The organism is Dactylosporangium sp. CA-139066 (genome assembly GCF_050936175.1).
Taxonomy (GTDB): domain Bacteria; phylum Actinomycetota; class Actinomycetes; order Mycobacteriales; family Micromonosporaceae; genus Dactylosporangium.
This window is the reverse complement of sequence record NZ_JBNJNH010000001.1, coordinates 1,121,881-1,145,819: the sequence shown is the minus strand read 5'-3', so window position 1 is coordinate 1,145,819 and position 23,939 is coordinate 1,121,881. Positions and strand designations below refer to the sequence as shown.

The 23,939-nt window shown below is 71.5% G+C and carries 20 protein-coding genes and 1 pseudogene; 6 read left to right on the top strand and 15 right to left on the bottom strand.

All coding sequences use genetic code 11. From position 1 onward, the window contains the following. Positions 1 to 84 precede the first annotated feature (84 nt). The gene (locus tag ACQEVU_RS05475; RefSeq protein WP_433321400.1) at positions 85 to 420 is read right to left on the bottom strand and encodes a hypothetical protein; all 336 of its coding nucleotides are present in this window, start codon (positions 418 to 420) and stop codon (positions 85 to 87) included. 51 nt (positions 421 to 471) lie between these two features. Between ACQEVU_RS05475 and ACQEVU_RS05470 the strand changes: the two genes are divergently transcribed. Continuing rightward, entirely contained in the window at positions 472 to 1,017 is a 546-nt protein-coding gene (locus ACQEVU_RS05470) for a TIGR03086 family metal-binding protein (protein ID WP_433321398.1), read from the top strand. Here the strand turns inward: ACQEVU_RS05470 and ACQEVU_RS05465 are convergent. The 7 genes from ACQEVU_RS05465 to pnuC are packed head-to-tail and all read right to left on the bottom strand — an operon-like array spanning position 998 to position 7,611. Next, positions 998 to 1,852 carry an STM4011 family radical SAM protein gene (locus ACQEVU_RS05465; protein WP_433321396.1) on the bottom strand — a complete coding sequence of 285 codons (855 nt, stop codon included), beginning with the start codon at positions 1,850 to 1,852 and terminating at the stop codon, positions 998 to 1,000. The two genes, ACQEVU_RS05470 and ACQEVU_RS05465, sit on opposite strands and share 20 nt — an antisense overlap. Further along, positions 1,849 to 3,159: an STM4012 family radical SAM protein gene (locus ACQEVU_RS05460; protein ID WP_433321394.1), complete on the bottom strand. Its 1,311-nt coding sequence runs from the start codon at positions 3,157 to 3,159 to the stop codon at positions 1,849 to 1,851. Before ACQEVU_RS05460 ends, ACQEVU_RS05465 begins: the two co-directional genes overlap by 4 nt. Continuing rightward, the gene (locus tag ACQEVU_RS05455; RefSeq protein ID WP_433321392.1) at positions 3,153 to 3,947 is read right to left on the bottom strand and encodes an STM4013/SEN3800 family hydrolase; all 795 of its coding nucleotides are present in this window, start codon (positions 3,945 to 3,947) and stop codon (positions 3,153 to 3,155) included. The genes ACQEVU_RS05460 and ACQEVU_RS05455 overlap by 7 nt, the downstream gene beginning before the upstream one ends. After that, positions 3,944 to 5,002, bottom strand: coding sequence for an STM4014 family protein (locus ACQEVU_RS05450; protein ID WP_433321391.1), 1,059 nt, complete (start codon positions 5,000 to 5,002; stop codon positions 3,944 to 3,946). Before ACQEVU_RS05450 ends, ACQEVU_RS05455 begins: the two co-directional genes overlap by 4 nt. Beyond that, positions 4,999 to 5,910 carry an STM4015 family protein gene (locus ACQEVU_RS05445; RefSeq protein WP_433321388.1) on the bottom strand — a complete coding sequence of 304 codons (912 nt, stop codon included), beginning with the start codon at positions 5,908 to 5,910 and terminating at the stop codon, positions 4,999 to 5,001. Before ACQEVU_RS05445 ends, ACQEVU_RS05450 begins: the two co-directional genes overlap by 4 nt. Positions 5,911 to 5,920: 10 nt before the next feature. Beyond that, complete coding sequence (locus ACQEVU_RS05440) at positions 5,921 to 7,039, bottom strand: AAA family ATPase (protein ID WP_433321385.1); 1,119 nt, start codon at positions 7,037 to 7,039, stop codon at positions 5,921 to 5,923. Next, positions 7,012 to 7,611, bottom strand: coding sequence for a nicotinamide riboside transporter PnuC (pnuC, locus tag ACQEVU_RS05435; protein WP_433321382.1), 600 nt, complete (start codon positions 7,609 to 7,611; stop codon positions 7,012 to 7,014). The genes ACQEVU_RS05440 and pnuC overlap by 28 nt, the downstream gene beginning before the upstream one ends. Before the next feature lie 16 nt (positions 7,612 to 7,627). Between pnuC and ACQEVU_RS05430 the strand changes: the two genes are divergently transcribed. Further along, a complete protein-coding gene (locus tag ACQEVU_RS05430; RefSeq protein WP_433321379.1) occupies positions 7,628 to 7,921 on the top strand; it encodes an antibiotic biosynthesis monooxygenase family protein in 294 nt (97 codons plus the stop codon). 1 nt (position 7,922) lies between these two features. Here ACQEVU_RS05430 and ACQEVU_RS05425 read toward each other — a convergent pair whose 3' ends face one another. Further along, on the bottom strand, positions 7,923 to 8,792 hold the full coding sequence (locus ACQEVU_RS05425) for a hypothetical protein (protein WP_433321376.1): 870 nt from the start codon (positions 8,790 to 8,792) through the stop codon (positions 7,923 to 7,925). A 201-nt stretch (positions 8,793 to 8,993) separates the two neighbouring features. Continuing rightward, positions 8,994 to 9,122 (bottom strand): hypothetical protein, encoded by a 129-nt coding sequence (locus ACQEVU_RS05420; RefSeq protein ID WP_433321373.1) that lies wholly within the window; start codon positions 9,120 to 9,122, stop codon positions 8,994 to 8,996. A 247-nt stretch (positions 9,123 to 9,369) separates the two neighbouring features. Between ACQEVU_RS05420 and coaE the strand changes: the two are divergent. Together coaE and uvrB are read left to right on the top strand one after the other, a co-directional pair. Continuing rightward, a pseudogene (gene coaE, locus ACQEVU_RS05415) lies at positions 9,370 to 9,939 on the top strand (dephospho-CoA kinase); the annotation flags it as partial. A 352-nt stretch (positions 9,940 to 10,291) separates the two neighbouring features. Continuing rightward, entirely contained in the window at positions 10,292 to 12,454 is a 2,163-nt protein-coding gene (gene uvrB, locus ACQEVU_RS05410) for an excinuclease ABC subunit UvrB (RefSeq protein ID WP_433321371.1), read from the top strand. Between the two features lie 664 nt (positions 12,455 to 13,118). On the opposite strand, the gene rpsA is transcribed toward uvrB, so the two are convergent. Continuing rightward, positions 13,119 to 14,615, bottom strand: a complete 1,497-nt coding sequence (rpsA, locus tag ACQEVU_RS05405; protein WP_433321368.1) for a 30S ribosomal protein S1 — start codon at positions 14,613 to 14,615, stop codon at positions 13,119 to 13,121. Between the two features lie 261 nt (positions 14,616 to 14,876). On the opposite strand from rpsA, the gene ACQEVU_RS05400 reads away from it, so the two are divergent. Beyond that, positions 14,877 to 15,686 (top strand): class I SAM-dependent methyltransferase, encoded by an 810-nt coding sequence (locus ACQEVU_RS05400; RefSeq protein ID WP_433321366.1) that lies wholly within the window; start codon positions 14,877 to 14,879, stop codon positions 15,684 to 15,686. A gap of 677 nt (positions 15,687 to 16,363) precedes the next feature. Here ACQEVU_RS05400 and polA read toward each other — a convergent pair. Next, complete coding sequence (gene polA / locus ACQEVU_RS05395; protein ID WP_433321363.1) at positions 16,364 to 19,051, bottom strand: DNA polymerase I; 2,688 nt, start codon at positions 19,049 to 19,051, stop codon at positions 16,364 to 16,366. Between the two features lie 274 nt (positions 19,052 to 19,325). Here polA and ACQEVU_RS05390 point away from each other — a divergent pair, with 274 nt between their 5' ends. Next, positions 19,326 to 20,585: an ABC transporter substrate-binding protein gene (locus tag ACQEVU_RS05390; protein ID WP_433321361.1), complete on the top strand. Its 1,260-nt coding sequence runs from the start codon at positions 19,326 to 19,328 to the stop codon at positions 20,583 to 20,585. 529 nt (positions 20,586 to 21,114) lie between these two features. On the opposite strand, the gene ACQEVU_RS05385 is transcribed toward ACQEVU_RS05390, so the two are convergent. From ACQEVU_RS05385 to ACQEVU_RS05375, 3 genes are read right to left on the bottom strand one after another with little or no spacing between them, the layout of a single operon-like run. Beyond that, positions 21,115 to 21,933: an ABC transporter ATP-binding protein gene (locus tag ACQEVU_RS05385; protein WP_433321357.1), complete on the bottom strand. Its 819-nt coding sequence runs from the start codon at positions 21,931 to 21,933 to the stop codon at positions 21,115 to 21,117. Further along, entirely contained in the window at positions 21,930 to 22,946 is a 1,017-nt protein-coding gene (locus ACQEVU_RS05380; protein ID WP_433321354.1) for an ABC transporter ATP-binding protein, read from the bottom strand. Before ACQEVU_RS05380 ends, ACQEVU_RS05385 begins: the two co-directional genes overlap by 4 nt. Then, entirely contained in the window at positions 22,936 to 23,934 is a 999-nt protein-coding gene (locus tag ACQEVU_RS05375) for a branched-chain amino acid ABC transporter permease (RefSeq protein ID WP_433321352.1), read from the bottom strand. The genes ACQEVU_RS05380 and ACQEVU_RS05375 overlap by 11 nt, the downstream gene beginning before the upstream one ends. Positions 23,935 to 23,939: the final 5 nt, after the last annotated feature.

The window sequence follows — 23,939 nt, the reverse complement described above, 5'->3', positions numbered from 1 at the left end:
GCTGAGGCTACCTTCCGACAAGTCGGGCGCTGGCGCGCCACGACTTGTCGGATTTATCCGTCGCTGGGCGATAAGTGGTGATTCTCAGTTGGCCTCGGGGAACGTCGACGGCCCCACGTCCGTGTAGCGGCCGGACTCCGGGTCCCACTCGAACTGCCGCCCCTCGGACCCCGCGCTGACGATCTTGCCGAACGCCGGGTACCGCTCCACGAGCCACTCCAGGTCGGGCATGAGCAGCTCCCCCGCGTCGGCGAGCTGCTCATCCGTCTCGTCCCCGACGAGCAGGTTCCACCCGCTGGCCCGGCGCCCGTCGGCCGCGGCCGGCAGCGTGGCGTCCTCGGGGTCGTGGTACACGTATCCGGGGGTCAGCGACTCGTCCTCCACCAGCCGGCGCGAGGCGAACGCGATCAAGTAACCCATGTCGACAAGTATGGCGCCGCCGGATCGGCGGTGGCGCCGAGGAGGCCCGCAATGACCGCCGCCGACGACCACCGCGCCACCGCCGCCCGCTTCGGCGAGCTCGTGGCCGGCACGACCGACTGGGAGGCGCCGGCGCCGTGCGAGGGCTGGACCGCCCGCGACGTGGTCCGTCACCTGGTCGAGTGGCTGCCGTCGTTCCTCAGGTCCGGCGCCGGGATCGAGCTGCCGCCCGGCCCGTCGGTCGACGACGACCCGGCCGGCGCCTGGCGGGCCCACGCCGCCGGCGTCCAGGCCGTCCTCGACGACCCGGCGAGCGCCGCGATCATGTTCTCCAACCCGCACACGGGCGACATGCCGGTGCCCGACGCGATCGCCACCTTCTACACCTCGGACATCTTCCTCCACACGTGGGACCTGGCCCGGGCCACCGGCCAGGACGAGCGCCTCGACCCGCAGCGCTGCGCGGCGATGCTGGCGGGCATGGCCGGCGCCGAGGGCGCGATGCGCAGCAGCGGCCAGTTCGGCCCGGCCGTCGAGGTGCCCGCCGACGCCGACCCGCAGACCCGCCTGCTGGCGTTCATCGGCCGCCGCCCCTGAAGCCGGCCGCCGGGATGCGCTCCAGCACACCGCCGGCGAACACGTCGTACAGCGGCAGCGTCCGCAGGTGCACGTATCCGATGTGACAGTCGCACGCCGCCTTCGGGCAGGGCCGGGGACCGCGCCGGGCCGCCCACGAGCCGTCGTAGAGGTTGCCCATCGGCTCGGCCACGAAGTGGCAGCGGCGCACCGTGCCGTCGCCGGACACCGAGACGACCTCGTCGCCGGTGCGGCAGTCCCGGCCCAGCGACGCGTGCGGGCGCACGCTGTAGCCGAACAGCGGGTCGATCGCCGTCCACTGCGCCTCCTCGGCTTCCGTGTACGTGTGCCCGTCGGCCGCGTTCACCCACAGGTACACGTCCGGGTGAAGCCGCCGCCGCAGCTCGACCGCGGCGCCGAGGTGCTCGGGCAGCCCGACGATCCCGGCCGAGTGCCGCACGCCGTGCCCGCGCAGCGTCTCGCACGCCGCCAGGAAGCGCTCGAGGGTCGTCTGCCCCGGGTGGTACGTGCACCAGAGCGCCAGCCGCGCCGGATCCGCATCGGCGACCCAGCCGAGCCGCGCCGACAGGTTGGTCTGGATCGCCGCCCGCTCGACGTGCGCCAGGTGCGACAGCTCGACCAGCGCCTCGCGATACCAGGACCGGGTCAGCCCCTCTCCCCACGGCGTGAACAGCACCTCGACCGGCTCGGCGGCGCCGCGCACCCAGCCGACGAACCGCTCCAGCGCCGCCCGGTCGGCCCGCAGCAGCTCCGGCGGGTCGTGGCGCTTGGCGAACGGGCAGTACGGGCAGTCGTAGTTGCAGCTGGCCAGCGGCCCGCGATACAGGATCCTCATCGCGTCACGTGCCCCGCCATCGCGGCCCGGACGCCGGCCGAGACGAGCCAGGGCCCGATCGCGTCGGAGTGCGCCAGCCCCTCGGCGGTGAGCCGGTGCCCGTCCACGTATCCGGCGTCCCGCAGCCGGTCCAGGGACGGGAAGTCCTCGTCGACGGCGTCGCCGAACCGCGCCGCGTATCGCCCGGGGTCGAGGCCCTCCGCCCGCAGCAGCGACTTGAGCAGCCAGCGGCGGCGCTGCTCGGCGCCGTCGAGCGCGAACCCGACTTCGGCAGCGTCGAAGTCCTCCTCCGGCCGGGCCAGGTAGTCGGCGAGGATGCCGCGCACCGGGCGCACCCCGACGGCGTAGTCGAACGAGTAGTGCAGGTCCGTGGTGTAGGAGCGGGCGCCGCAGCCGAGCCCGACCATGCCGTCGTCCTGGCAGCAGTACTCCGGCCCGCCCCCGGCCCCCGTCCCCCGCCGGCGGAACTGCCGCATCGACAGCTGCTCGTACCCCTCCCCCGCCAGCCGATCGGCCGCGTGCCGGTAGAGCGCGAGCCGCTGCGCGTCCCACGCCGGGTCGGGCCCGTCGCCGGCCCGCCGCCCGAGCCCGGTCATCGGCCGGACGTAGAGCGGGTAGAGGTACAACTCCTCGGGACACCACGTCAGCGCAGCGGTGAGGGACGCGTCCCAGGTCTCGCGGGTCTGCCCGGGGATGCCGTAGATGAGGTCGATGTTCAGCTCGGCGCCGCCGGCCGAGGCGCGGATCGCGGCGAGCGCCCGGTCGACCTCGGCGCGCCGCTGCGGCCGCCCCGCGGCGTGCGCCTCGTCGTCGAGGAAGCTCTGCACGCCGATGCTGATCCGGCTGGCGCCCCGCTCGGCCAGCACCGCCAGCCGGTCGGGGGTCGCGGTGGCCGGCGAGGTCTCCACCGACATCGGCACCGCCGTGAGCTGGGCCCCGGTGGCGTCCTCGAGCAGGTCGAACAGCTCGGTCAGCTCGCCCGCGCTCAGGTACGTCGGGGTGCCGCCCCCGATCGCCGCCCGCGCGTACCGGGCGCCGGGCAGCGCCGCCGCGACCCGGCGGGCCTGCCGCCGCAGCTGCGCCAGGTAGGCCGCGACCTGCCCGGCGGGCGGGTTGGCTCGGGTGAACAGGTTGCAGAAGCCGCACCGCATCTCGCAGTAGGGGATGTGCGCGTAGAGGAACAGCGCGCCGGTGTCCTCCCCGGCCCACACGTCGGCGAGCGGCGGCCTGGGGTCGAGCGGCCGGTAGGCGGTCTTGTGCGGATACGCGTACAGGTAGCCCTGATACGGCGAGCCGAGGTTCACCATGCGCCAGCCTCCAGCGTGAACTCCGCATACGGCACCGTCCACACGACCTCGTGGGCGAAGCGGTGCCCGATGTGCCCGTCCTCGCCGTAGGCGGTGCCGTGGTCGCTGCACAGGATGACCCGGCACGGCCGCCCGCGCGACGTGACCAGGCGCAGCAGCGTCGGCAGGTGCCGGTCGACGTACTCCAGCGCCGCCCCGTGCGACTCGACCGAGTCCTCGGCCGCACCCGCGAGGTAGTGCCGGTTGGGCTGGTGCATCGCGGCCACGTTGACGAACGTGAACAGCGGCCCGCTCGCCGGCAGGACCGCGGCGAGCCGCTCCAGCTGGGCCTCGAAGCACGCCGGGTTGGTGACCCCGAACTCGCGCACCCAGTGCGCCTCGTCGAACAGCCCCGGCAGGACGCTGCCCTGCGCGGAGGTCATCGCGAAGAAACCGACGCCGCCGAGGCAGACGGTGTGGTAGCCGGCCGCGCGCAGCCCGGTGACGACGTCGGGCGCGTCGAACACCCACGTGTCGGCGCCGACGGTCGTGCTGCCCGGGAACCGCGCCGCGAACGGCCGATCGTGCGGCCCCGGCCCGGCCGGCGTCGGCAGGAAGCCGCCGAAGAACGCGTGGTGCGCGGCGTAGGTGAACGACGCCGGCGTGTGCCGCCGCTCCCACGCCCCGCCGGGCAGCACCCGGGCCAGGTTGGGCGTGCGCCCGGCGGCGAGCCGGCCGGCGGCGACGTCGTAGCGCAGCGTGTCGAGCGTGACGAACAGCAGGTCGTGGCTGCCGAGCAGGGATCTCACAGCGCCGCCACCTCCGCCGCATAGGTGTCGCGCCCGTCGACCAGCAGCCCGGGCAGCAGGTCGCCGAACGCGTTGACCTCGGCCACGGTCGCGCGGTCGTAGCCGGGCGACAGCATGAGGTCGACGCCGGCGTGCAGACTGCCCGGGAAGCAGGCCGCGGCCCGCTCGCAGACCGCCATCGCGGCCGCCCACCGCTGCGGGCCCACGGCGGCGCGGATGGCGGGCAGGTCGCCGCGGGCGTTGCCCAGGTGCAGGTTGGTCAGCGGTGTGCGGCTGGTCCGGGCCACCACGTGGCTGGCCCGCCCGGCGATGACCACGACCCGCAGGTCGAACACCCGCCCGTCGTGGGCCGCCTTCGGCATCCAGCGCTCGACGTGCAGCCCGTCGGCGCCGAGCCGGTCGACGATCGCCGCCACCGACCGCTCGTCGGTGTAGTGGTGCACCCGCAGCTCGTTGAACAGCCGGCCGCCGTCCAGCGCGGCCGACGTGTAGGCGCTGACCCGGTCCTTGTGCAGGGCGAGCGCGACCACGCCGGAGGCGGAGCTGCCGTGGGCCGGCTTGACGAACACCCGCGGCCAGCCGGCCGCGCGGACCTCGGCGTAGTCGCGGGCGGCGAACCCGTCGGGCACCGGCACGCCGCGCTCGCGCAGCAGGGCGTGGCAGCGGCGCTTGTCGAACATGACCGCGAGGTCGTCGACCGGGTTGAGCAGGCGCCCGCTCGTCGCCCGCTCGACCCGCCGCGCGGCCGTGAGCAGCCCCTCGTACCAGGCGGCGAGGCCGACGATCTCGCCGTGCTCGGCGGGCCGCTCGGCGCCGCGCAGCAGCCGGTCGACCTCGGCGTCCTCGCCCGGTGACTCGAGCCGCACGGTCGAGCCCGGCGCGATGTCGAAGTCGCCGGCGCAGACGTCGCGCCAGTCGACGAACGCCGGCTCGCCGAGCCCGCCGGCCACCGCGGCCGCCCGGAACAGCTCCACCCGCCGGTGGCCGCGGATCCCGACCACCGTCACCGATGTCGTCGCGGCCCGACTCGGCGGCGCCGCCGTCGCGGTGCTCATTCGGTCACCGACACGTATCTGAAGCCGTCCTCGTCGATGTCCTGCTCGTCGGAGGTGTCGACGTGGACCCCGGGCAGTTCATCGGCGAAGCGGCCGGCCACCTCGGCGGACATGAAGTGGTGCGACAGGTCGAGCCGGCGCAGGTGGGTCAGCGGCTGGCCCAGCAGCAGCGAGGCGGCGCCGGCGTCGGACAGCGCGCCCATCGACAGATCCAGCTCCTCGAGGCGGGCGACGACCGGCGCGGCGGCGAGCGCCTCGGCGACCTCGTCGGCGATCTCGGCGTTACGCAGGGCGAGGCGGCGCAGCGCCGGCAGGTCGGCGCCGCCGAAAATCGGGGCCAGGTCCTCGATCGTGGCGTCGCCCCCGTACTCCCGGATGCCCAGCCACAGCTCCAGCTCCCGCAGCGCCGGGAACGACGAGTCGCCGAGCCCGCGGACGAACTCGCCGGGCAGGCCCCCGGCCTCGACCGCCAGCTCCTGCAGCCGCCGGTGGCGCACCGGGGACAGCCGCAGCCCCTGCGAGCCGCGGATGCGCAGGATCTCCAGCCGCGGGAACGCGCCCAGCAGCGGCGCGATGTCGCCGTGGTTGATCCAGGAGATCTCGCACTCCTCGTAGGTCATCTCGCCGACGAACAGCGCCCGCAGGCTGGGCAGCCGGTCGCGGGCCGCGACGAGCAGGTGCAGCGGCGGCGCGCTCTCGTAGGCCTCGCCCCACTGGCCGATGACGAGCGCCTCGACCGACGCGCCGCCGACGCTGCCGATGAGGTCGTCGAGCTCGCGGGCGAAGCGGTCCTCGGGCGCGTCGTAGCCGACGGAGATGCGCCAGGCCACGCCGCGGCCGCGCTCGCCGCGCCGGAACTGCCGGACCCGCAGGCCCGCGAACGTGTCGATGTTGGAACCGATCGCCATGGCGCGGACGTTAGCAGTCCCCACCGACAATTCGTCCGGCATCGATGGATGCATCGGCCGGGAGCAGCGGCGACGCCAGATCCCAGCCCCGCGCGAGCAGCTCGTCGCAGGCCCGCACGGCGCGGGCGAGGCGGTCGCGGTACGGCCCGGTCAGCTCGATCCACGGCACCCCGCAGGCGGCGAGCTCGGCCCGGAACCGGCCCGTCATCCACGCCCGCAGGTGCTCGCCGTCGCGCATGCCGTCGTCCTCGAACGGGACGCCTTCGTGGCTCGTCAGCAGGTACAGCGCGGGTCGTCGCGCCGCGTCACGGACCGCCTGCGAGGCGCTGCCGAGATAGCGCTCCTCCCAGATGGCCGTGGCAAAACTGTCGGTGTCGCAGAGCAGAATGGGACCGCCGGAGCGGGCGGCGGCGTCCTCGGCGGCGTTCTGTTCCCGCGCGACGGTCACGAAGTCCGCGCGCGTCCACACGAGGTCCGCCACCCCCTCGCCCGGTGCCAGATCGGCCATCTTCAGGGAGGTCAGCGTGCGTCCGTATTCCTCGACCCAGGTCGTACCGCCGAATGCGCCGCGGCGCAGGCGAAGATGCGCGGCCAGGGCGCGGGCCAGCGTCGTCGTGCCCGTCGACTCCGCGCCGACGACCACGACCCGCCGGGTGAACCAGGCTCGCACCGGCGGGGCCAGATACGCCCAGTTCGCCACCGGGTCGGCGCGCACCGCGGTGCCGGAGACCGGCATGACGCCGCGGTCCGGGTCGACCGGCACGTGGCGGGCGCCGAAGCGGCGGGCCAGCTCCTCGCCGTATGCCTCGGAGGAGAACACCAGGTCGACGTCGCGCTCGCCGGCCGCGGCCCGGAAGAGCGCGCAGTGGCCCTCCCACGCCTCGGCGGAGCCGTAGTCGATCGGCAGATCGTCGTAGACGCCGACGAACCGCACGTGCGGGGACGCGGCGTGGACCTCGCGCAGCCACGCGAGGCGGTCGGCCAGCGGGATCGACTCCACTGTGGACGGCGCGACGACCACGGTCACCTCGTCGCAGGCCCGCGCGGCCGTGTCGATGAGGCGATGGTGCCCGGCGTGCGGCGGGTAGAACTTGCCGACGATCAGGCCGTGGACCACTGCGCCCGCCACGCTCGCAGGCCGGCCCCGCACAGGCCCAGGAAGACCAGGTAGAGCAGCGCGGTCAGCCACAGGTCCTTGTAGCCGTAGAGGGGGACGTAGACGACATCGACGGCGATCCACAGCCACCAGCTCTCCACGAGCCGGCGGGTCTGGCCGTAGGTGGCCAGCAGCGAGACCGCGGTCGTGGCGGCATCGGGCCAGGGGACGGTCGACTCGGTGAAGCGGTCGAGGTACCACCACAGCACCACGGTGAGCAGGACCCCGGCGGCGGCGAGCCACCACCACTCGGCCCGGGTCGTCGCGCGCACCTGCTGCGGCACCGCGCCCGAGCTCCACCGCCACCAGCCGTAGGCGCCCAGCACGACGTAGACGACCTGGAGCCAGGCGTCGCCGTAGAGGCCCGCGTGCCAGAAGGCGACCATGAGCAGCAGGACGTTGGCGATGCCCAGCGGCCAGTTCGCGATGTGCTGGCGCACGACCAGATAGACGGTGACCAGGCCGCTGGCGAAGCCGAGCAGCTCGGCCCAGGTCGTCGGCGCCCCGAAGGCGTGAAAGGCGGGCGAGGTCAGCCAGTCAAGCACGGTCTACCCTTGTCCAATGGTTCTGGAAGTCGCATTGATCGACGTGCTCGAAGGCCGCGAGGACGAGTTCGCCGCCGCCTACCGTAAGGCTCACGAGATCCTCGCTACCACCCCGGGACTGCGCTCGGTGCGCATGACCCGGGGCGTCGAGAGCGCGTCGCGGTTCGTGCTGCTCGTCGAGTGGGACTCGGTCGACGCGCACCTGGACAACTTCCGCGCCACCGACCGGTTCACACAGTGGCGCGCGCTCATCGGGCCGTACTTCGACGGCGCGCCCCGCGTGGAGCACTTCACCGACGTCGAGCCCTAGGTCACTCGCCCGGCTTCTTGTAGACGATGTAGTCCAGGTTCGCGGTGTAGAGCGCGCCGTTGACGACCTCGCCCGCGCGGGTCATGAACCAGGCGTACCGCTGCTCGCTGGTGCGCACGCAGACCTTCGAGCCCGGCACCAGGCCGGCCAGGAGCACCTGGCCGGTCCACTGCTCCGCCGGGATCGCCGAGCAGGCGGCCAGCGACGGCGTGTCGCCGCCGAGCAGCACCGCGAACTTGGCCCCGTTGGCCGCCGAGATGCCCAGTGCACTGGCGGTCGCGTCGGCGCCGGCCGTCTGCTTCATGCCGCTGTCGAAGTCGTACGCGTCGTCGGGCTTCCCGGCCAGCACGGCCAGCTGCGCGGTGCCGGTGCGCAGGATCGTGGTGCTCGGCGGCGCGGCCGGCGCCGTCGCCTCGGCGCTGCCCGAGGCCAGGGCCGAGGCCGAGGCGGAACCGCCGGCCACCGCCGCGCCGGCCGGTGCGCTCGCGCCCGCACCGGCGCCTCCGCTCCCGCCCGCGCTCGGATCACCCACCGCGACGGCCGGTTCCCCGGTCGTCGGCTCCGGTGCCGTCGTCGTGGCCGCCTTCGCGTCCGTGTCGTCCTTGGTCGAACCGGCGTTGGTTCGCGTCGCCAGCACCCCACCGACGGCCGCGATGACCAACACGATCAGACCCACCACGAGGACGGCGACGCGGCCCTTGCGCGAGGCCGGAGGCACCGCCTGCAGGTCCTCGTCGGGCGGCTGGGCCGGCGGTGGTGGCGGTTGCGGGGAACCCGCCGGCGCGTCCTGCGGCCCGGCGGGCTGGCGCGGCACGATCGCATACGCCGACGTGGGCCAGCCCGAGCCGCCGTCGAGCGGCGAGTCGGACATCCAGCCGCGCCGGCTCCTGGGCCGCGGTGGCGACCCGTTGACCTGGTCGTGACTGTGCTCCGTCGGCGGATCCTGCCGTGGGGGGTGTCCCGGCTCCATGCAGCGCGTCCTTCTGGTCCTGGCAGATGTGCACTTGCCCGGCAGAGTATCGCTGAACGCCCGCGACTTGCGCCACGGCGGAAAGGGTCGGTCTGCAGCCAGTCAGCGTGCCAGCATGAGCGCTACGGCCGAGGCGCCGCTGGCCGTGTACCAGCCGCTCACGGCCAGCATGCCCAGCACCGCGAGCGCCACGAGCAGCGCCGTCGCGTCGCCGGCCGGGCCCCCTGCCACGCGCCGGCGGCGGTGCCGCGCACGGCGGCGACCGCCCGCTGCCATACCGCTACCCTGCGGCGTGACGCCTGCCCAATCGCGGCGGGCCAGGCCCGGCCGGCCCAGGCTGTGTCGCCCCACTGTCATGATCGCCCCCCGGGATCTTGCTCTGAGTCGGAAGGTATCTTGACAAACCGCCTGGTCCGTGCCGACCACGCCGGAGCACCCCGGGCGCCGGGCGGGATTCACCTTCCGGTGTGATGTGGTCATGAAGATGGTGGGCCTGACCGGCGGCATCGGCGCAGGCAAGAGCGCGGTCGCCGCGCGGCTGGCGGCCCTCGGCGCCGTGGTCATCGACGCCGACCGGCTGGCGCGCGAGGTCGTCGAGCCCGGCACGGAGGGCCTCGGCCGCATCGTCGAGGCCTTCGGCCCTTCGGTGCTCGCGGCCGACGGGTCGCTGGACCGCTCGGCGCTGGCCCGGATCGTCTTCACCGACGACGACGCGCGCCGGCGCCTGGAGGAGATCACACATCCGCTGGTCCGGGCGCGGACGGCCGAGCTGGTGGCGGCGGCGCCGGCGGACGCGGTCGTGGTCAACGACGTTCCGCTCATCGTCGAGAAGGGCATGGCCGGCCTCTATGAGCTGGTCGTCATCGTCTTCGCCTCCCTCGAGACGCGCCTGTCGCGCCTGACGCAGATCCGCGGCATGTCGCGCGAGGAGGCCCTCGCCCGGATCGGCAAGCAGGCGACGGACGAGCAGCGCCGGGCGGTGGCGGACATCGCGATCGAAAACGACGGAACTCCGGAGGATCTGGACGTCGCTGTGGCGCGAGCCTGGCAACGCATCAAGTCCTCGTGACGGATTTTTCGGCGGCGGTACCGCATGTGTGCCCACACCGGTTCATCGTTTCCCGGCCCGTGCCGGTTCAGGGCGCTCGCGGCGGCCGGTCGCGCGCTCCGCGCGATCCCTCCTCGGTGCGCTCGCCGGCCGTGACGGGCCGGGGCAGCAACCGGGCGCCGGGAGGGCCCGCGTGATGGGCGGGCCGGCTCTCCGGTCGGCCGCCGCGAGCGGCCTACGACGTCTACCGTAGACCGGTGATGTTGCCCACACAATCGTCAGCCTGAATACGAGCGGCCACCCAGGGCTAGGACCGCGAAAGTTGTCATACCCCCCGCGTACGGTTGGTGGCATGGCGCTCGACATCCCACGCTTGGACCGCCGTTTTGAGGTGGTCAGCGAGTACAAGCCGTCCGGCGACCAGCCCACGGCGATCGACGCGCTCGCGAAGCGGGTGCGGGCCGGCGACCGGCACACCGTGCTGCTGGGCGCGACCGGCACCGGCAAGAGTGCGACCACGGCCTGGCTGGTGGAGCGGCTGCAACGCCCGACGCTGGTGCTCGCGCACAACAAGACCCTGGCCGCGCAGCTGGCCAAGGAGTTCCGCGACCTCATGCCGCACAACGCGGTCGAATACTTCGTCAGTTACTACGACTACTACCAGCCCGAGGCCTACATCCCGCAGACCGACACCTACATCGAGAAGGACTCGTCGGTCAACGAGGAGGTCGAGCGGCTGCGGCACTCGGCGACGATGAGCCTGCTGACGCGCCGCGACGTCATCGTGGTCGCGACCGTGTCGGCGATCTACGGCCTGGGCACGCCCGAGGAGTATCTGGACCGCGCGGCGAAGGTCACCGTCGGCGAGGAGGTCGACCGCGACAAGCTGCTGCGACGGCTGGTCGACATTCAGTACACGCGCAACGACCTGGCCTTCAACCGCGGGACGTTCCGGGTGCGCGGCGACACGATGGAGATCATCCCCGCCTACGAGGAACTCGCGATCCGCATCGAGTTCTTCGGCGACGAGATCGAGCGCCTCTCCTACCTGCACCCGCTCACCGGCGACGAGATCCGCCAGACCGATTCGCTGCTGATCTTCCCGGCGACGCACTACGCGGCCGGCCCGGAGCGCATGGAGCGGGCGATCGCCGCCATCGAGGTCGAGCTGGAGGAGCGCCTGGCCGAGCTCGACCGCGAGGGCAAGCTGCTCGAGGCCCAGCGCCTGCGGATGCGCACCACCTACGACATCGAGATGATGCGCCAGGTCGGCTTCTGCAACGGCATCGAGAACTACTCGCGCCACATCGACGGCCGGGAGGCCGGCAGCCCGCCGCACTGCCTGCTCGACTACTTCCCGGACGACTTCCTGACCGTCATCGACGAGTCGCATGCCACCGTCCCGCAGATCGGCGGCATGTATGAGGGCGATGCGTCGCGCAAGCGCACCCTCGTCGAGCACGGCTTCCGGCTGCCGAGCGCCCAGGACAACCGGCCGCTGCGCTTCGACGAGTTCGAGGAGCGCGTCGGCCAGACCGTCTACCTGTCGGCGACCCCCGGCCCGTGGGAGCTGGGCAAGACGCACGGCGAGTTCGTCGAGCAGGTGATCCGCCCGACCGGCCTGATCGACCCCGAGGTCGTGCTCAAGCCGACCAAGGGCCAGATCGACGACCTCATGCACGAGATCCAGCTGCGCACCGAGCGCGACGAGCGGGTCCTGGTCACCACGCTCACGAAGAAGATGGCCGAGGACCTCACCGACTACCTGCTCGAGCACGGCATCCGCGTGCGCTACCTGCACTCGGAGGTCGACACGCTGCGCCGCGTCGAGCTGCTGCGCGAGCTGCGCCGGGGCGAGTTCGACGTCCTCGTCGGCATCAACCTGCTCCGCGAGGGCCTGGACCTGCCCGAGGTGAGCCTGGTGGCGATCCTGGACGCCGACAAGGAGGGCTTCCTGCGCTCCGGCACGAGCCTGATCCAGACGATCGGCCGCGCCGCCCGTAACGTCTCCGGCCAGGTCCACATGTATGCGGACAAGATGACCCCGTCGATGGCCCAGGCGATCGACGAGACCAACCGGCGGCGCGAGAAGCAGAAGGCCTACAACAAGGCCAACGGCATCGACCCCCAGCCGCTGCGCAAGAAGCTCGGCGACATCCTCGACGACATCTACCGCGAGGCCGAGGACACGGCCGGCGCCGTGAGCGGCCACGGCCCCGGCGGCGCCGTGGTGATCGGCGGCGGCCGCCAGATGAGCCGCGGCAAGTCCCCGGAGAACATCCGCGCCCGCCAGAAGGGCGGCGGCACGAAGGGCGCCGCGGCTTCCGCGGGCGGCGCCACCCCGGCCCGCGCGGGCATGGCCCGTGCGGAGCTCGCCACGCTGATCCAGGACCTGAACGAGCAGATGCTGGGCGCCGCCCGGGAGCTGCAGTTCGAGCTGGCCGCCCGCATCCGCGACGAGGTCGCCGAGCTGAAGAAGGAGCTGCGCGCCATGGACGTGGCCGGCGTGAAGTAGCCCCGCGGCGCGTAGGTTCGTCGCCGCGCCGTGGATGATTCGCCGCCGCGCGGTGGTTGGCCGCCGGGCCGCGGGTGGCTCGCCGCCGCGCCGCGGGTGGCTCGCCGCCGCGCCGCGGGTGGCTCGCCGCCGCGCCGCGGGTGGCTCGCCGCCGCGCCGCGGGTGGCTCGCCGCCGCGCCGCGGGTGGCTCGCCGCCGCGCCGCGGGTGGCTCGCCGCCGCGCCGCGGGTGGCTCGCCGCCGCGCCGCGGGTGGCTCGCCGCCGCGCCGCGGGTGGCTCGCCGCCGCGCCGCGGGTGGCTCGCCGCCGCGCCGCGGGTGGCTCGCCGCCGCGCGGTGGTTGGCCGGCGTGAAGTAGCCCCGCGCGGCGCGTAGGTTCGTCGCCGCGCCGTGGATGATTCGCCGCCGCGCGGTGGTTGGCCGCCGCGCCGCGGGTGGCTCGCCGCCGCGCGGTGGTTGGCCGCCGCGCTGCGGGTGGTTAGCCGCCGCCGTGCGGTGGTTGGTCGCCGCGGGCGGGTTCGTGCCGTCGCGGGGTGGTTCGTCGCCGCGCGGTAGTTCGCGGCCGTAGCTGGGTGGTTCGTCGGAGGCGCGAAGAAGCCCCGGTCCCTCTGCGGGGCCGGGGCTTCTTCTTTATGTCGTGCGAGCCGTCAGGCGGTGACGCCTGGGTCAGCTCTTGCCGCCCGCGAGCTTCTCGCGGAGGGCGGCCAGGGCCTCGTCCGTGGCCAGGGTGCCGGCCGGCTCCTCCGGGGCGCGAGCCGCGGTCGGGGTCGACGAGCTGACGGAGCCGCTCGCCGGGGCGGCCGCGGCCGGCTCGGCGGTGGCGTCGGCCTGGCGGGCGGTCTGCACCTGCTTGGTGTGGGCCTCCCAGCGCTGGCGAGCCTCGGCGTACTGCTGCTCCCACGCCTCGCGCTGCTTCTCGAAGCCGGGCATCCACTCGGCGGTCTCCGGGTCGAAGCCCTCCGGGTAGATGTAGTTGCCCTGCTCGTCGTAGGTGGCCGACATGCCGTAGAGGGTCGGGTCGAAGTGCTCCTCGCCCTCGACGAAGCCCTCGTTGGCCTGCTTGAGCGACAGCGAGATCCGGCGGCGCTCGAGGTCGATGTCGATGACCTTGACCATGACATCGGAGCCGACCTGGACGACCTGCTCGGGGATCTCCACGTGACGCTCGGCCAGCTCGGAGATGTGCACCAGGCCCTCGATGCCGTCGTCGACGCGGACGAAGGCGCCGAACGGAACGAGCTTGGTGACCTTACCCGGCACGATCTGCTGGATCGCGTGGGTCCGGGCGAACTGACGCCACGGGTCCTCCTGGGTCGCCTTCAGCGACAGGGAGACGCGCTCACGGTCCAGATCGACGTCGAGGACCTCGACCTCCACCTCCTGGCCGACCTCAACCACCTCGGACGGGTGATCGATGTGCTTCCAGGACAGCTCGGAGACGTGGACCAGGCCGTCGACACCACCGAGGTCGACGAACGCACCGAAGTTGACGATCGAGGACACGACGCCCTTGCGGACCTGGCCCTTCTGGAGCTTGTGCAGGAACTCGGTCCGGACCTCGGACTGGGTCTGCTCCAGGTAGGCGCGGCGGGACAGAACCACGTTGTTGCGGTTCTTGTCGAGCTCGATGATCTTCGCCTCGAGCTCACGGCCCACGTACGGCTGCAGGTCGCGCACGCGGCGCATCTCGACGAGCGACGCCGGCAGGAAGCCCCGCAGGCCGATGTCGAGGATGAGACCACCCTTGACGACCTCGATGACCGAGCCGCGGACGACGCCGTCGTCCTCCTTGATCTTCTCGATCGTGCCCCACGCGCGCTCGTACTGCGCACGCTTCTTCGAGAGGATCAGGCGGCCTTCCTTGTCCTCCTTCTGCAGGACCAGGGCCTCGATGTGGTCACCGACCGACACGACCTCAGCAGGGTCGACATCATGCTTGATCGACAGCTCGCGCGAGGGGATGACGCCCTCGGTCTTGTAGCCGATGTCGAGCAGGACCTCGTCCCGATCGACCTTGACGACGGTGCCTTCGACGATGTCGCCGTCATTGAAGTACTTGATGGTCTCGTCGATCGCGGCGAGGAACGCCTCCTCGGATCCGAGGTCGTCGACGGTGACCTTGTTGCTGCTGGCGCTCGAGGTGGCCTCGATGCTGCTCGTCATGTGGGCTGTTGCTCCGGTCGGTGGATATGCCTGGTGAACCTGCGCGCTCCCGCGGACCCGTCGTCGGGCACAACCCGCCTGTCGCAGTGCAGGATCAGTGCATTGGAAGCTCAGGATGTGTTCGGCGACCGTGAGCCTGCTCCATGCCGAGGCGCACAAACCCACGAGTGCACCGATCAGCCTACCCTGCGCAATACCACATGGTCCAACCCTCCCCCAGACCCGATCTGCCGACTTTGCCAGGGCCTACCGTTGCTCTCCATGGAATCGTCACCTGACGCAGGCGTCACACGACGCGCGGTAAGCCCCACCGAGAGCCGCCGGGCCAGCCGCCGCTGGTGGGACCACGACGCCGACGCCTACCAGGCCGAACACGGTTCCTTCCTGGGCGACGTCGACTTCGTGTGGTGCCCGGAGGGCCTGCGCGAGGCCGATGCGCAGCTGCTCGGCGAGGTCGCGGGCCGGCGCGTACTGGAGATCGGCTGCGGCGCCGCATCCTGCTCACGGTGGCTGCACAAACAGGGCGCCGAGGTCGTGGCGGCCGATTTGTCCGCCGGCATGCTTCGCCATGCGCAGGCCGGAGCCACCCGTTCGGGTGTCGAGGTACCACTGCTGCAGGCCGACGCGAGCGCACTGCCGTTCGCCGAGGGCGTATTCGACATCGCCTGCACGGCGTTCGGGGCCATACCCTTCGTAGCCGACTCGTCACGCGTGATGCGCGAGATCCACCGCGTGCTGCGCCCCGGCGGCCGCTGGGCGTTCTCGATCACCCACCCGATGCGCTGGGTGTTCCTCGACGACCCGGGCGAGGGCGGCCTGGTCGCGGTCCACTCCTACTTCGACCGCCGCGCGTACGTCGAAGAGGACGAACGCCACATCCCCACCTACGTCGAGCAGCACCGTACCCTCGGCGACCGCATCCGCGAGCTGATCGGCGCCGGATTCGTCCTGAACGACCTCATCGAGCCCGAATGGCCCGAAGACCACAAAGAGACCTGGGGCCAGTGGAGCCCCCTGCGCGGCCGCATTTTCCCCGGCACGGCGATATTCGTCGCCACCAAACCCGAATAGAAGATGAAATTTCCGATTTGTACGCACAAATCGGAAGCCGGCCCGGCCCGCCCGCCCGACGACAACCTCCCCCGAAACATCACCCCGGCCGTCGAGGCGACCGAATGGCCGGACAGCCGGTGGAGCGTTGCAAGAGGGCACGACACGCCGAAACCACGTACGGCTGCGCTGAGCGCGCCCGGAGCCGGCCTCGCGCTGGGCTTCGTGCAGCGACGCCCGCATAGACGGCGGCACTGTGCGCGGGCGGTGCCGGCAACGGGCAGGGCACGACCGGACACGGGGCACCACCGGAGCAGCGCAAGTCCCCCGCAGAACGACCAGCGGCGCGAGGACCGACCCGGGAGGCGGCACGGCAGGCACGGCGCGAGGAGCACAAGCCGCGACCGCGACGAGGGGCTTGCGGCACGAGCCGCCGCCGGGCCCGAGGAGCCGGTGCAGCGCGAACCGCCGCCGGGCCCGAGGAGCCGGTGCGGCACGAACCGCCAACGGGCGCGAGGAGCCGGTGCGACACGCGGCCAGGGCGGTGGGCGGCCTCGGCTGTGCGCGGAGCGCCGTCACGCGGCCAGTGCCGACACAGGGCACGGCACCGCCCGCGCATGCGCCAGCGGGGCGGGGACTCCAGGCGGAGAGCCCGGCCCCGCCTGGCTGGCGCGGACGTCGTCGGTGGGTGGGGGCGGCTAGTGGTCGGCGGCGTTCCAGTCGGTGCCGATGCCGACCGAGACGCCGAGGGGGACGTCGAGCGGGTAGGCGTTGCCCATTTCGGTGCGGACCAGGGTTTCGACGGTTTCGCGTTCGCCCTCGGCTACCTCGAAGACGAGTTCGTCGTGGACCTGGAGGAGCATGCGGCTGCGAAGGGACGCGGCGCGGAGGGCGGCGTCGACGCGGAGCATGGCTACCTTGATGATGTCGGCGGCCGAGCCCTGGATGGGGGCGTTGAGGGCCATGCGCTCGGCCATTTCGCGGCGCTGGCGGTTGTCGCTGTTGAGGTCGGGGAGGTAGCGGCGGCGGCCCAGGACGGTCTCGGTGTAGCCGTCGCGGCGGGCCTGGGCGACGATCTGGCGCAGGTAGTCGCGGACGCCGCCGAACGTGGCGAAGTACTCCTCCATGAGGACCGTGGCCTCGGCTGGGGTGATGCCGAGCTGGGTGCCCAGGCCGTAGGAGGAGAGGCCGTAGGCGAGGCCGTAGTTCATGGCCTTGATCTTGCGGCGCTGGTCGGGGACGACCTCGTTGACGGGGACCGCGAAGACCGAGGAGGCGGTGGCGGCGTGGAAGTCGAAGCCTGAGTTGAACGCCTCGATCAGGGCCTCGTCCTTCGACAGGTGGGCCATGATGCGCATCTCGATCTGGCTGTAGTCGGCGGTCAGCAGGGTCTCGAAGCCCTCGCCGACGACGAAGGCGCGGCGGATGCGCCGGCCCTCCTCGGTGCGGATCGGGATGTTCTGCAGGTTGGGGTCGGTGCTGGACAGGCGGCCGGTCGCGGCGACGGTCTGGAAGTAGGTCGTGTGGATGCGGCCGTCGTCGCTGATCGACTTGAGCAGGCCGTCGACGGTCGTCTTGAGCTTGGCGACGTCGCGGTGGCGCAGGAGGTGCTCGAGCAGCGGGTGGCCGGTCTGGGCGAACAGGCCCTGCAGGGCGTCGGCGTCGGTCGTGTAGCCGGTCTTGATCCGCTTGGTCTTCGGCAGCGCGAGCTCGTTGAACAGGATCTCCTGCAGCTGCTTGGGCGAGCCGAGGTTGAACTCCCGGCCGATCACCGAGTAGGCGCTCTGCGCGGCGGCCTTCACGCCCGCGGCGAATTGGGCCTCGAGCTCGCTCAGATACTCCGTGTCGGCGGCGATGCCGGACCGCTCCATCTCGGCCAGGACGGTGACCAGCGGCAGCTCGACTTCGGCGAGCAGGCGGGCCGAGGAGTCGCCGTCGCGGCGCAGCTCCTCGCCGAGCGCCTCGGCGAGGTCGAGGGTGGCCCGGGCGCGCAGCATGAGGTTTTCCTCGGCCTCGGCCGTGTTGCCGCCGAGGCCCTCGAGGGTCAGCTGGCCGGACTCGGGGGCGTCGACGCGCAGCTCGCGCTTGAGGTAGCGCAGGGCGAGGTCGTTGAGGTCGTAGGAGCGCTGGTCGGGGCGCGCGAGATAGGCCTCCAGGGCGGTGTCGCTCGCCACGCCGTCGAGGTCCCAGCCGCGGGCCAGGAAGGCCAGCCGGGCCGGCTTGACGTCGTGCAGGACCTTCGGGCGGTCGGCGGCGGCGAGCCAGGCGCCGACCGCGGCGTCGTCGGCCGCGTCGAGCTCGGCGGGGTCGAACCACGCGGCCGGCCCGTCGGCGACGGCGACCGCGATGCCGGACAGCTCGCCGGTGCCGCGGCCGAACTTCCCGGCGACGGCGACGCCGACCCGGGTGCCGGCCGGGGCGTGCTCGCCGAGCCAGGCGCCGACGCCGCCGTGCAGCACCTCGCCGGCGAGGTCGAAGCCGGACTCGGCCTCGGGCTCGACGGCGTCGAGGTACTGATACAGCCGATCCCGCAGCACCCGGAACTCGAGCGAGTCGAACACCTGGTGCACGGCCTCGCGGTCCCACCCGCGCCAGCGCAGGTCCAGCGGGCCGACCGACAGCTCGAGGTCGTCCACCAGCTGGTTGATCTCGTAGTTGCGCATGACCTCGGCGAGGTGGGCGCGCACGTTCTCGCCGGCCTTGCCTTTGATCTCGTCGACCCGGGCGATGATCCCGTCGAGTCCGCCGAACTGCACGATCCACTTCGCGGCGGTCTTGTCGCCGACCCCGGGCACGCCGGGCAGGTTGTCGCTGTCCTCGCCGACGAGGGCGGCCTTGTCGCGATACAGCGACGGCGGAATGCCGTAGCGCTCCTCGACCCGGGCCGGGGTCATGCGGTCCATCTCGGTGACGCCGCGCTTGAGATACAGGACGGTGACGGTGTCGCTGACCAGCTGGAACGAGTCGCGGTCGCCGGTGATGATCGATGTCGGCATGCCCTGCTCGGCGGCCTGGCGGGCCAGCGTCGCGATCACGTCGTCGGCCTCGTAGCCCGGCTTCTCCACGAACGGGATGCGCAGGGCGTTGAGCACCTCCTTGATCAGGTCCACCTGGCCGGAGAACTCGGGGCGGCTCGCGGCGCGGTTGGCCTTGTACTCCGCATACTTCTCCAGCCGGAACGTCTGCCGCGAGACGTCGAAGGCCACGGCGATGTGCGTCGGCTGCTCGTCGCGCAGCATGTTGATCAGCATCGACGTGAAGCCGAAGACGGCGTTGGTCACCTGCCCCGTCTGCGTGGAGAAGTTCTCCGCGGGCAGGGCGAAGAACGCCCGGTAGGCGAGCGAGTGCCCGTCGAGCAGCAGCAGCTTGGAGTCAGAACCCGTCACGCTTAGCGAGCCTAGTCGGGGGGTACGACACTTTCCCTCGCGGCCCGGATGCCCGTTTCGCCCCTGATGTCCGGATCAGGTCTCGGAAATATCCCCGGACAATGCGAACACAGTTGCGGTTGCGAACAGGAAGATTACGACTGCGCAACTTCCTAGGGCGTGTTGGGCCGAAGGCCTAGTGCCGCGCGGTGAGTGTCATTAGGTTGTGCCTTCATCAGCGTCTTGGCATCTAGGCGCAACCACGCCTACCGCGCTGTTAAAAAGGAGACAGGTGATGATCCGCCCCAATCTCGGATGGCGCTCCGTCGCTGTGCTGAGCGCTGCCTGCTTGGTGCTTGGCGCTTGCGGCGACAACAAGTCCGACAGCCCCACCACGGGTGCGACCACCGGCGCGGCGGCGGCCGGTGACGGCGTGCTCAAGATCGGCACGATCCTGCCGCAGACCGGCTCGCTGGCCTTCCTCGGCCCCCCGGAGTTCGCCGGCGTCGACCTCGCCATCAAGGAGATCAACGAAGCCGGCGGCGTGAACGGCAAGCCCGTGCAGATCCAGCACATGGACTCGGGCGACACCTCCACGGACATCGCCACCCAGTCGGTCAACAAGCTCCTCACGGACAAGACCGACGTCATCATCGGCGCGGCCTCGTCGTCCGTCTCGCTGTCGGTCATCGACAAGATCACCGGTGCGGGCGTCGTCCAGATCTCCCCGGCGAACACCTCGACGGCGTTCACCACGTACAACGACCACGGCCTGTACTTCCGCACCGCGCCGCCGGACACCCTGCAGGGCCGCGTGCTCGGTGACCTGATCGTCCAGGACGGCAACCAGACGACCGGCATGCTGGTCCTCAACGACTCCTACGGCGTGGGCCTGGCCCAGAACGCCAAGGCGGAGATCGAGAGCGGCGGCGGCAAGGTCGTCGAGTCGGTCACCTACGACCCGAAGGCCGCGGACTTCTCGGCCGACGTGGCGAAGATCAAGGCGGCCAACCCGGACGCGATCGCGATCATCGGCTTCGACGAGACCAAGAAGATCGTCCCGAAGCTGGTCGAGGCGGGCCTCAAGACCAAGAAGTGGTACTTCGTCGACGGCAACATCGCCGACTACTCGAAGGACTTCCCGGCCGGCACGCTGAACGGCTACAAGGGCACCCAGCCGGGCGCCGAGGCCAAGGGCGACTTCAAGCAGAAGCTCCTCGGGGTCAACAAGGACCTGAAGGACTTCAACTACGCCGCCGAGTCCTACGACGCGACCGTGCTGGCCGCGCTGGCCGCGACCGAGGCCGGCAGCGACAACCCGGCGGAGATCGCCAAGCACCTCATCACCGTCTCCAAGGGCGGCGAGAAGTGCACGACCTACAAGGCGTGCGTCGACCTGATCAAGGCCAAGAAGGACATCGACTACGACGGTGTCAGCGGCCCGATCTCGTTCAACGACGCTGGCGACCCGGCCGAGGCCACCATCGGTGTCTACACCTACGGCCCCGACAACAAGCTGCTCCCGGACGTCAAGTACCAGAGCGGCAAGATCTGAGCCTGACGGCCACAAAGGCCCCCGTCGCGCGAGCGGCGGGGGCCTTTCCCGTTTCCGGAAGCGCCCCCCGGAAACGCCCAAAAAGCGACAAACCAAGATGGTCATGGCTCGGGTCCGCGCAACGCACGACCGTTCCTCCCGCGAGGAATCCCGACGTCCGCGGCGCCAGAGCACGGCGGCCTACGGCCGCCGGGCGCCCTGCGGGATGGTCATGGCTCGGGTCCGCGCAGCAACGCACGACCGTTCCTCCCGCAAGGAATCCCGACGTCCGCGGCGCCAAGAGCACGGCGGCCTACGGCCGCCGGGCGCCTGCGGGCCGGCGGGAAACCACGTCACGACCGGCAATATTCAGTCGGCGACAACAATTGTTCCGCATCCGGAACGCGGCCCCGGCCAAGCTCGGCATTGTTACAACAACGCGCAAGATCGGGGCTGTAAAAAGGCCGTGAATTCACCGGTGCGAGGGTAAAGAAAAATCCCGCGCCGCCCGTGGTGGGCGACGCGGGATTGAGCCCGCAAAAACGTTGGTTCAGGCCCGGGCGAGCGTCCCGAGGTACAACTCGATCACCCGCGGGTCGTTGATGAGTCCCTCGCCCGAGGCCGTGTAGGCGTTGCGGCCCTGGTCGAGCACGTAGCCGCGGTCGCAGATCTGCAGGCACCGGCGGGCGTTCTGCTCGACCATCACGACCGTCACGCCGGTCGAGTTGATCTGCTTGGTCCGGAAGAACACCTCGTCCTGCAGCGCCGGCGACAGGCCCGCGGAGGGCTCGTCCAGCAGCAGCACGGTGGGCTCCATCATCAGGGCCCGGGCCATCGCCACCATCTGCCGCTCGCCGCCCGACATGAGGCCGGCCCGCTGCTTGCGCCGCTCGGCCAGGGTCGGGAACAGCTGGGTGACGAAGTCGAAGCGCTCCTTGAACCGCTTGGGCCGCAGGAACGTGCCCATCTGCAGGTTCTCCTCGATGGTCAGCGCGGCGAAGACGTTGTTCGTCTGCGGCACGAAGCCGATGCCCCGCTCGACCAGCGCGTGCGCCTTGAGGTTGGTGATGTTCTCCCCGCGCAGCGTGACCGCGCCGGAGCGGATGTTCACCAGCCCGAACATGGCCTTGAGCAGCGTGGACTTGCCGGCGCCGTTGGGGCCGATGATGCCGACGAGCTCGCCGTCGTGCACGTACAGGTCGGCCCCGTTGAGGATGTTGACGCCCGGCAGGTAGCCGGCGACGACGTCGTCGGCCCGCAGTACCGCACCATCGGCCTTGCTCAGGTGCTCGGTGCGGTCGACCACGGCATTGCCCCGCGCGGGGGCCTCCTCGCCCTCTTCCTCGGGCAGATCGACGATGTCGGTCACGACCGGTCCTTTCCGTCGGCGGCGGACTCGGCCGAGTCCGCCGCCGCCTCCTGCTCGAGCTCGTCGACGGCCGGGATGAGCGCCACCTCGCCGCCCTCGGCCAGGTCGCCGGCGTCGATCTCCTCGCCGCCGACGGTCTTGACCGCGCCGTCGTGGTGGGCGCCCAGGTACGCGTCGATGACCCGCGGGTCGGCCATGACCTTCTCCGGGGTGCCCTCGGCGATCACGCCGCCCTGGCCCATGACGATGATCCAGTCGCTGATGTCGTGGACCATGTCCATGTCGTGCTCGACGAAGAGCACGGTCATGCCGTCCTCGCGCAGCTGCTTGACGTGGCCGAGCAGCGACTGCGTCAGGGCCGGGTTCACGCCGGCCATCGGCTCGTCGAGCATGACCATCTCCGGCTGCACCATGAGGGCGCGGGCCATCTCCAGCAGCTTGCGCTGGCCGCCGGAGAGGCTGCCGGCGAAGTCGTCGCGCTTGGCGATGAGCTTGAACCGGGTGAGCAGATCCTCCGCGCGGGCGGTGATCTCGGCCTCCTGCTGCTTCCACACGCCGGGCACGAGCGCGCGCCAGAAGCCCTCGCCCTTCTGCCCGGTCGCGCCGAGGCGCATGTTGTCGATGACCTTGAGCTTCGACAGCGCCTTGGTCAGCTGGAAGGTGCGCACCATGCCGGCGCGGGCGACCTTGTGGGCGGCCACGCCGGACAGCGACTTGCCGTTGAAGGTCCAGCTGCCCTCGTCCGGCGCGTCGAACCCGGTGAGCAGGTTGAAGAACGTCGTCTTGCCGGCCCCGTTGGGCCCGATGAGCGCGGTGATCGAGCCGCGCTGCACCTCGACGTGCTTGACGTCGACGGCGGTGAGGCCGCCGAAGCGGCGCACCACGTTGTCGGCGACGAGGATCGGGTCCGGCTTGGGCACGCCCGGCTCGCACGGCAGGTCGGCGAGCGCCGCCACGGCCCGTTCGCGGGCCGTGGCCGCCTTGCCGGCGACGGCGGAGTTCTCAGCGGACATCGAGCATGACCTCCCTCTTGTCGCCGAAGATGCCCTGCGGGCGGTAGATCAGCATGAGCATCAGGCCGATGCCGACGATGATGTAGCGGACCGAGCCGGCCTGGGTGGTGGTGATCAGCCAGGACGGGACGTCCTTGTTGTTGATCGCCTCGGAGATGACCGAGTCGATGAAGACGATCAGCACCCAGAAGATCGCCGAGCCGACGACCGGGCCGAAGACGCGGGCCGCGCCGCCGAGGATGACGATGGTGTACGCGAAGAACGTGAACTCCGTGCCGTAGGTGTCCGGCTGCACCGCCGCCCGGTCCAGGGCGAAGACGAAGCCGCCGAGGCAGCCGATGACGCCGCCGATGACCAGCGACTGCATCTTGTAGGAGAAGACGTTCTTGCCGAGGCTGCGCACGGCGTCCTCGTCCTCGCGGATGGCCTTGAGCACGCGGCCCCACGGGCTGGACATGAGCAGCCACACGAACAGGCAGCTCAGCGCGACCAGCACCCAGCCGACGACCAGCACCCACGTCTCGCGGTCGGTGAAGCTGACGAGACCGAAGATGTCGATGCCGCCGCTGCCCTTGAACGGGTTGAGGTCGTAGAAGTCCTGCGAGAAGCCCTGCAGGCCGTCGGACGCGCCCGTCCACTTGTGCAGGCCGGTGGCCCGGTAGATGAGCCGGATGATCTCGGCCGCGGCGATCGTCACGATGGCCAGATAGTCGGCGCGCAGCCGCAGCGTCGGTATGCCGAGCAGCAGCGCGAGGATCATCGACGCGCCGATGCCGACGGCGACGCCGACCCACAGGGGCATGTCGAACGTGGCGACGGTCATCGCGATGCCGTAGGCGCCCACGCCCACGAAGGCCGACTGGCCGAAGTTGAGCAGGCCAGTGTAGCCGAAGTGGACATTGAGGCCGATGGCCGCGAGCGCGTATGCAATGGTGGTGGACCCGATGATCGCTTCCAGCGAGACGCTGAAGATGCTGTGCCAGTTCATCGCGT

Excerpts from the sequence above, each read along its gene's own strand:
- ACQEVU_RS05475 (WP_433321400.1), bottom strand. The coding sequence starts at position 420 with ATGGGTTACTTGATCGCGTTCGCCTCGCGCCGGCTGGTGGAGGACGAG.
- ACQEVU_RS05470 (WP_433321398.1), top strand. The coding sequence starts at position 472 with ATGACCGCCGCCGACGACCACCGCGCCACCGCCGCCCGCTTCGGCGAG.
- ACQEVU_RS05465 (WP_433321396.1), bottom strand. The coding sequence starts at position 1,852 with ATGAGGATCCTGTATCGCGGGCCGCTGGCCAGCTGCAACTACGACTGC.
- ACQEVU_RS05460 (WP_433321394.1), bottom strand. The coding sequence starts at position 3,159 with ATGGTGAACCTCGGCTCGCCGTATCAGGGCTACCTGTACGCGTATCCG.
- ACQEVU_RS05450 (WP_433321391.1), bottom strand. The coding sequence starts at position 5,002 with ATGAGCACCGCGACGGCGGCGCCGCCGAGTCGGGCCGCGACGACATCG.
- ACQEVU_RS05445 (WP_433321388.1), bottom strand. The coding sequence starts at position 5,910 with ATGGCGATCGGTTCCAACATCGACACGTTCGCGGGCCTGCGGGTCCGG.
- ACQEVU_RS05430 (WP_433321379.1), top strand. The coding sequence starts at position 7,628 with ATGGTTCTGGAAGTCGCATTGATCGACGTGCTCGAAGGCCGCGAGGAC.
- ACQEVU_RS05425 (WP_433321376.1), bottom strand. The coding sequence starts at position 8,792 with ATGTCCGACTCGCCGCTCGACGGCGGCTCGGGCTGGCCCACGTCGGCG.
- uvrB (WP_433321371.1), top strand. The coding sequence starts at position 10,292 with ATGGCGCTCGACATCCCACGCTTGGACCGCCGTTTTGAGGTGGTCAGC.
- rpsA (WP_433321368.1), bottom strand. The coding sequence starts at position 14,615 with ATGACGAGCAGCATCGAGGCCACCTCGAGCGCCAGCAGCAACAAGGTC.
- ACQEVU_RS05400 (WP_433321366.1), top strand. The coding sequence starts at position 14,877 with ATGGAATCGTCACCTGACGCAGGCGTCACACGACGCGCGGTAAGCCCC.
- ACQEVU_RS05390 (WP_433321361.1), top strand. The coding sequence starts at position 19,326 with ATGATCCGCCCCAATCTCGGATGGCGCTCCGTCGCTGTGCTGAGCGCT.
- ACQEVU_RS05380 (WP_433321354.1), bottom strand. The coding sequence starts at position 22,946 with ATGTCCGCTGAGAACTCCGCCGTCGCCGGCAAGGCGGCCACGGCCCGC.
- ACQEVU_RS05375 (WP_433321352.1), bottom strand. The coding sequence starts at position 23,934 with ATGAACTGGCACAGCATCTTCAGCGTCTCGCTGGAAGCGATCATCGGG.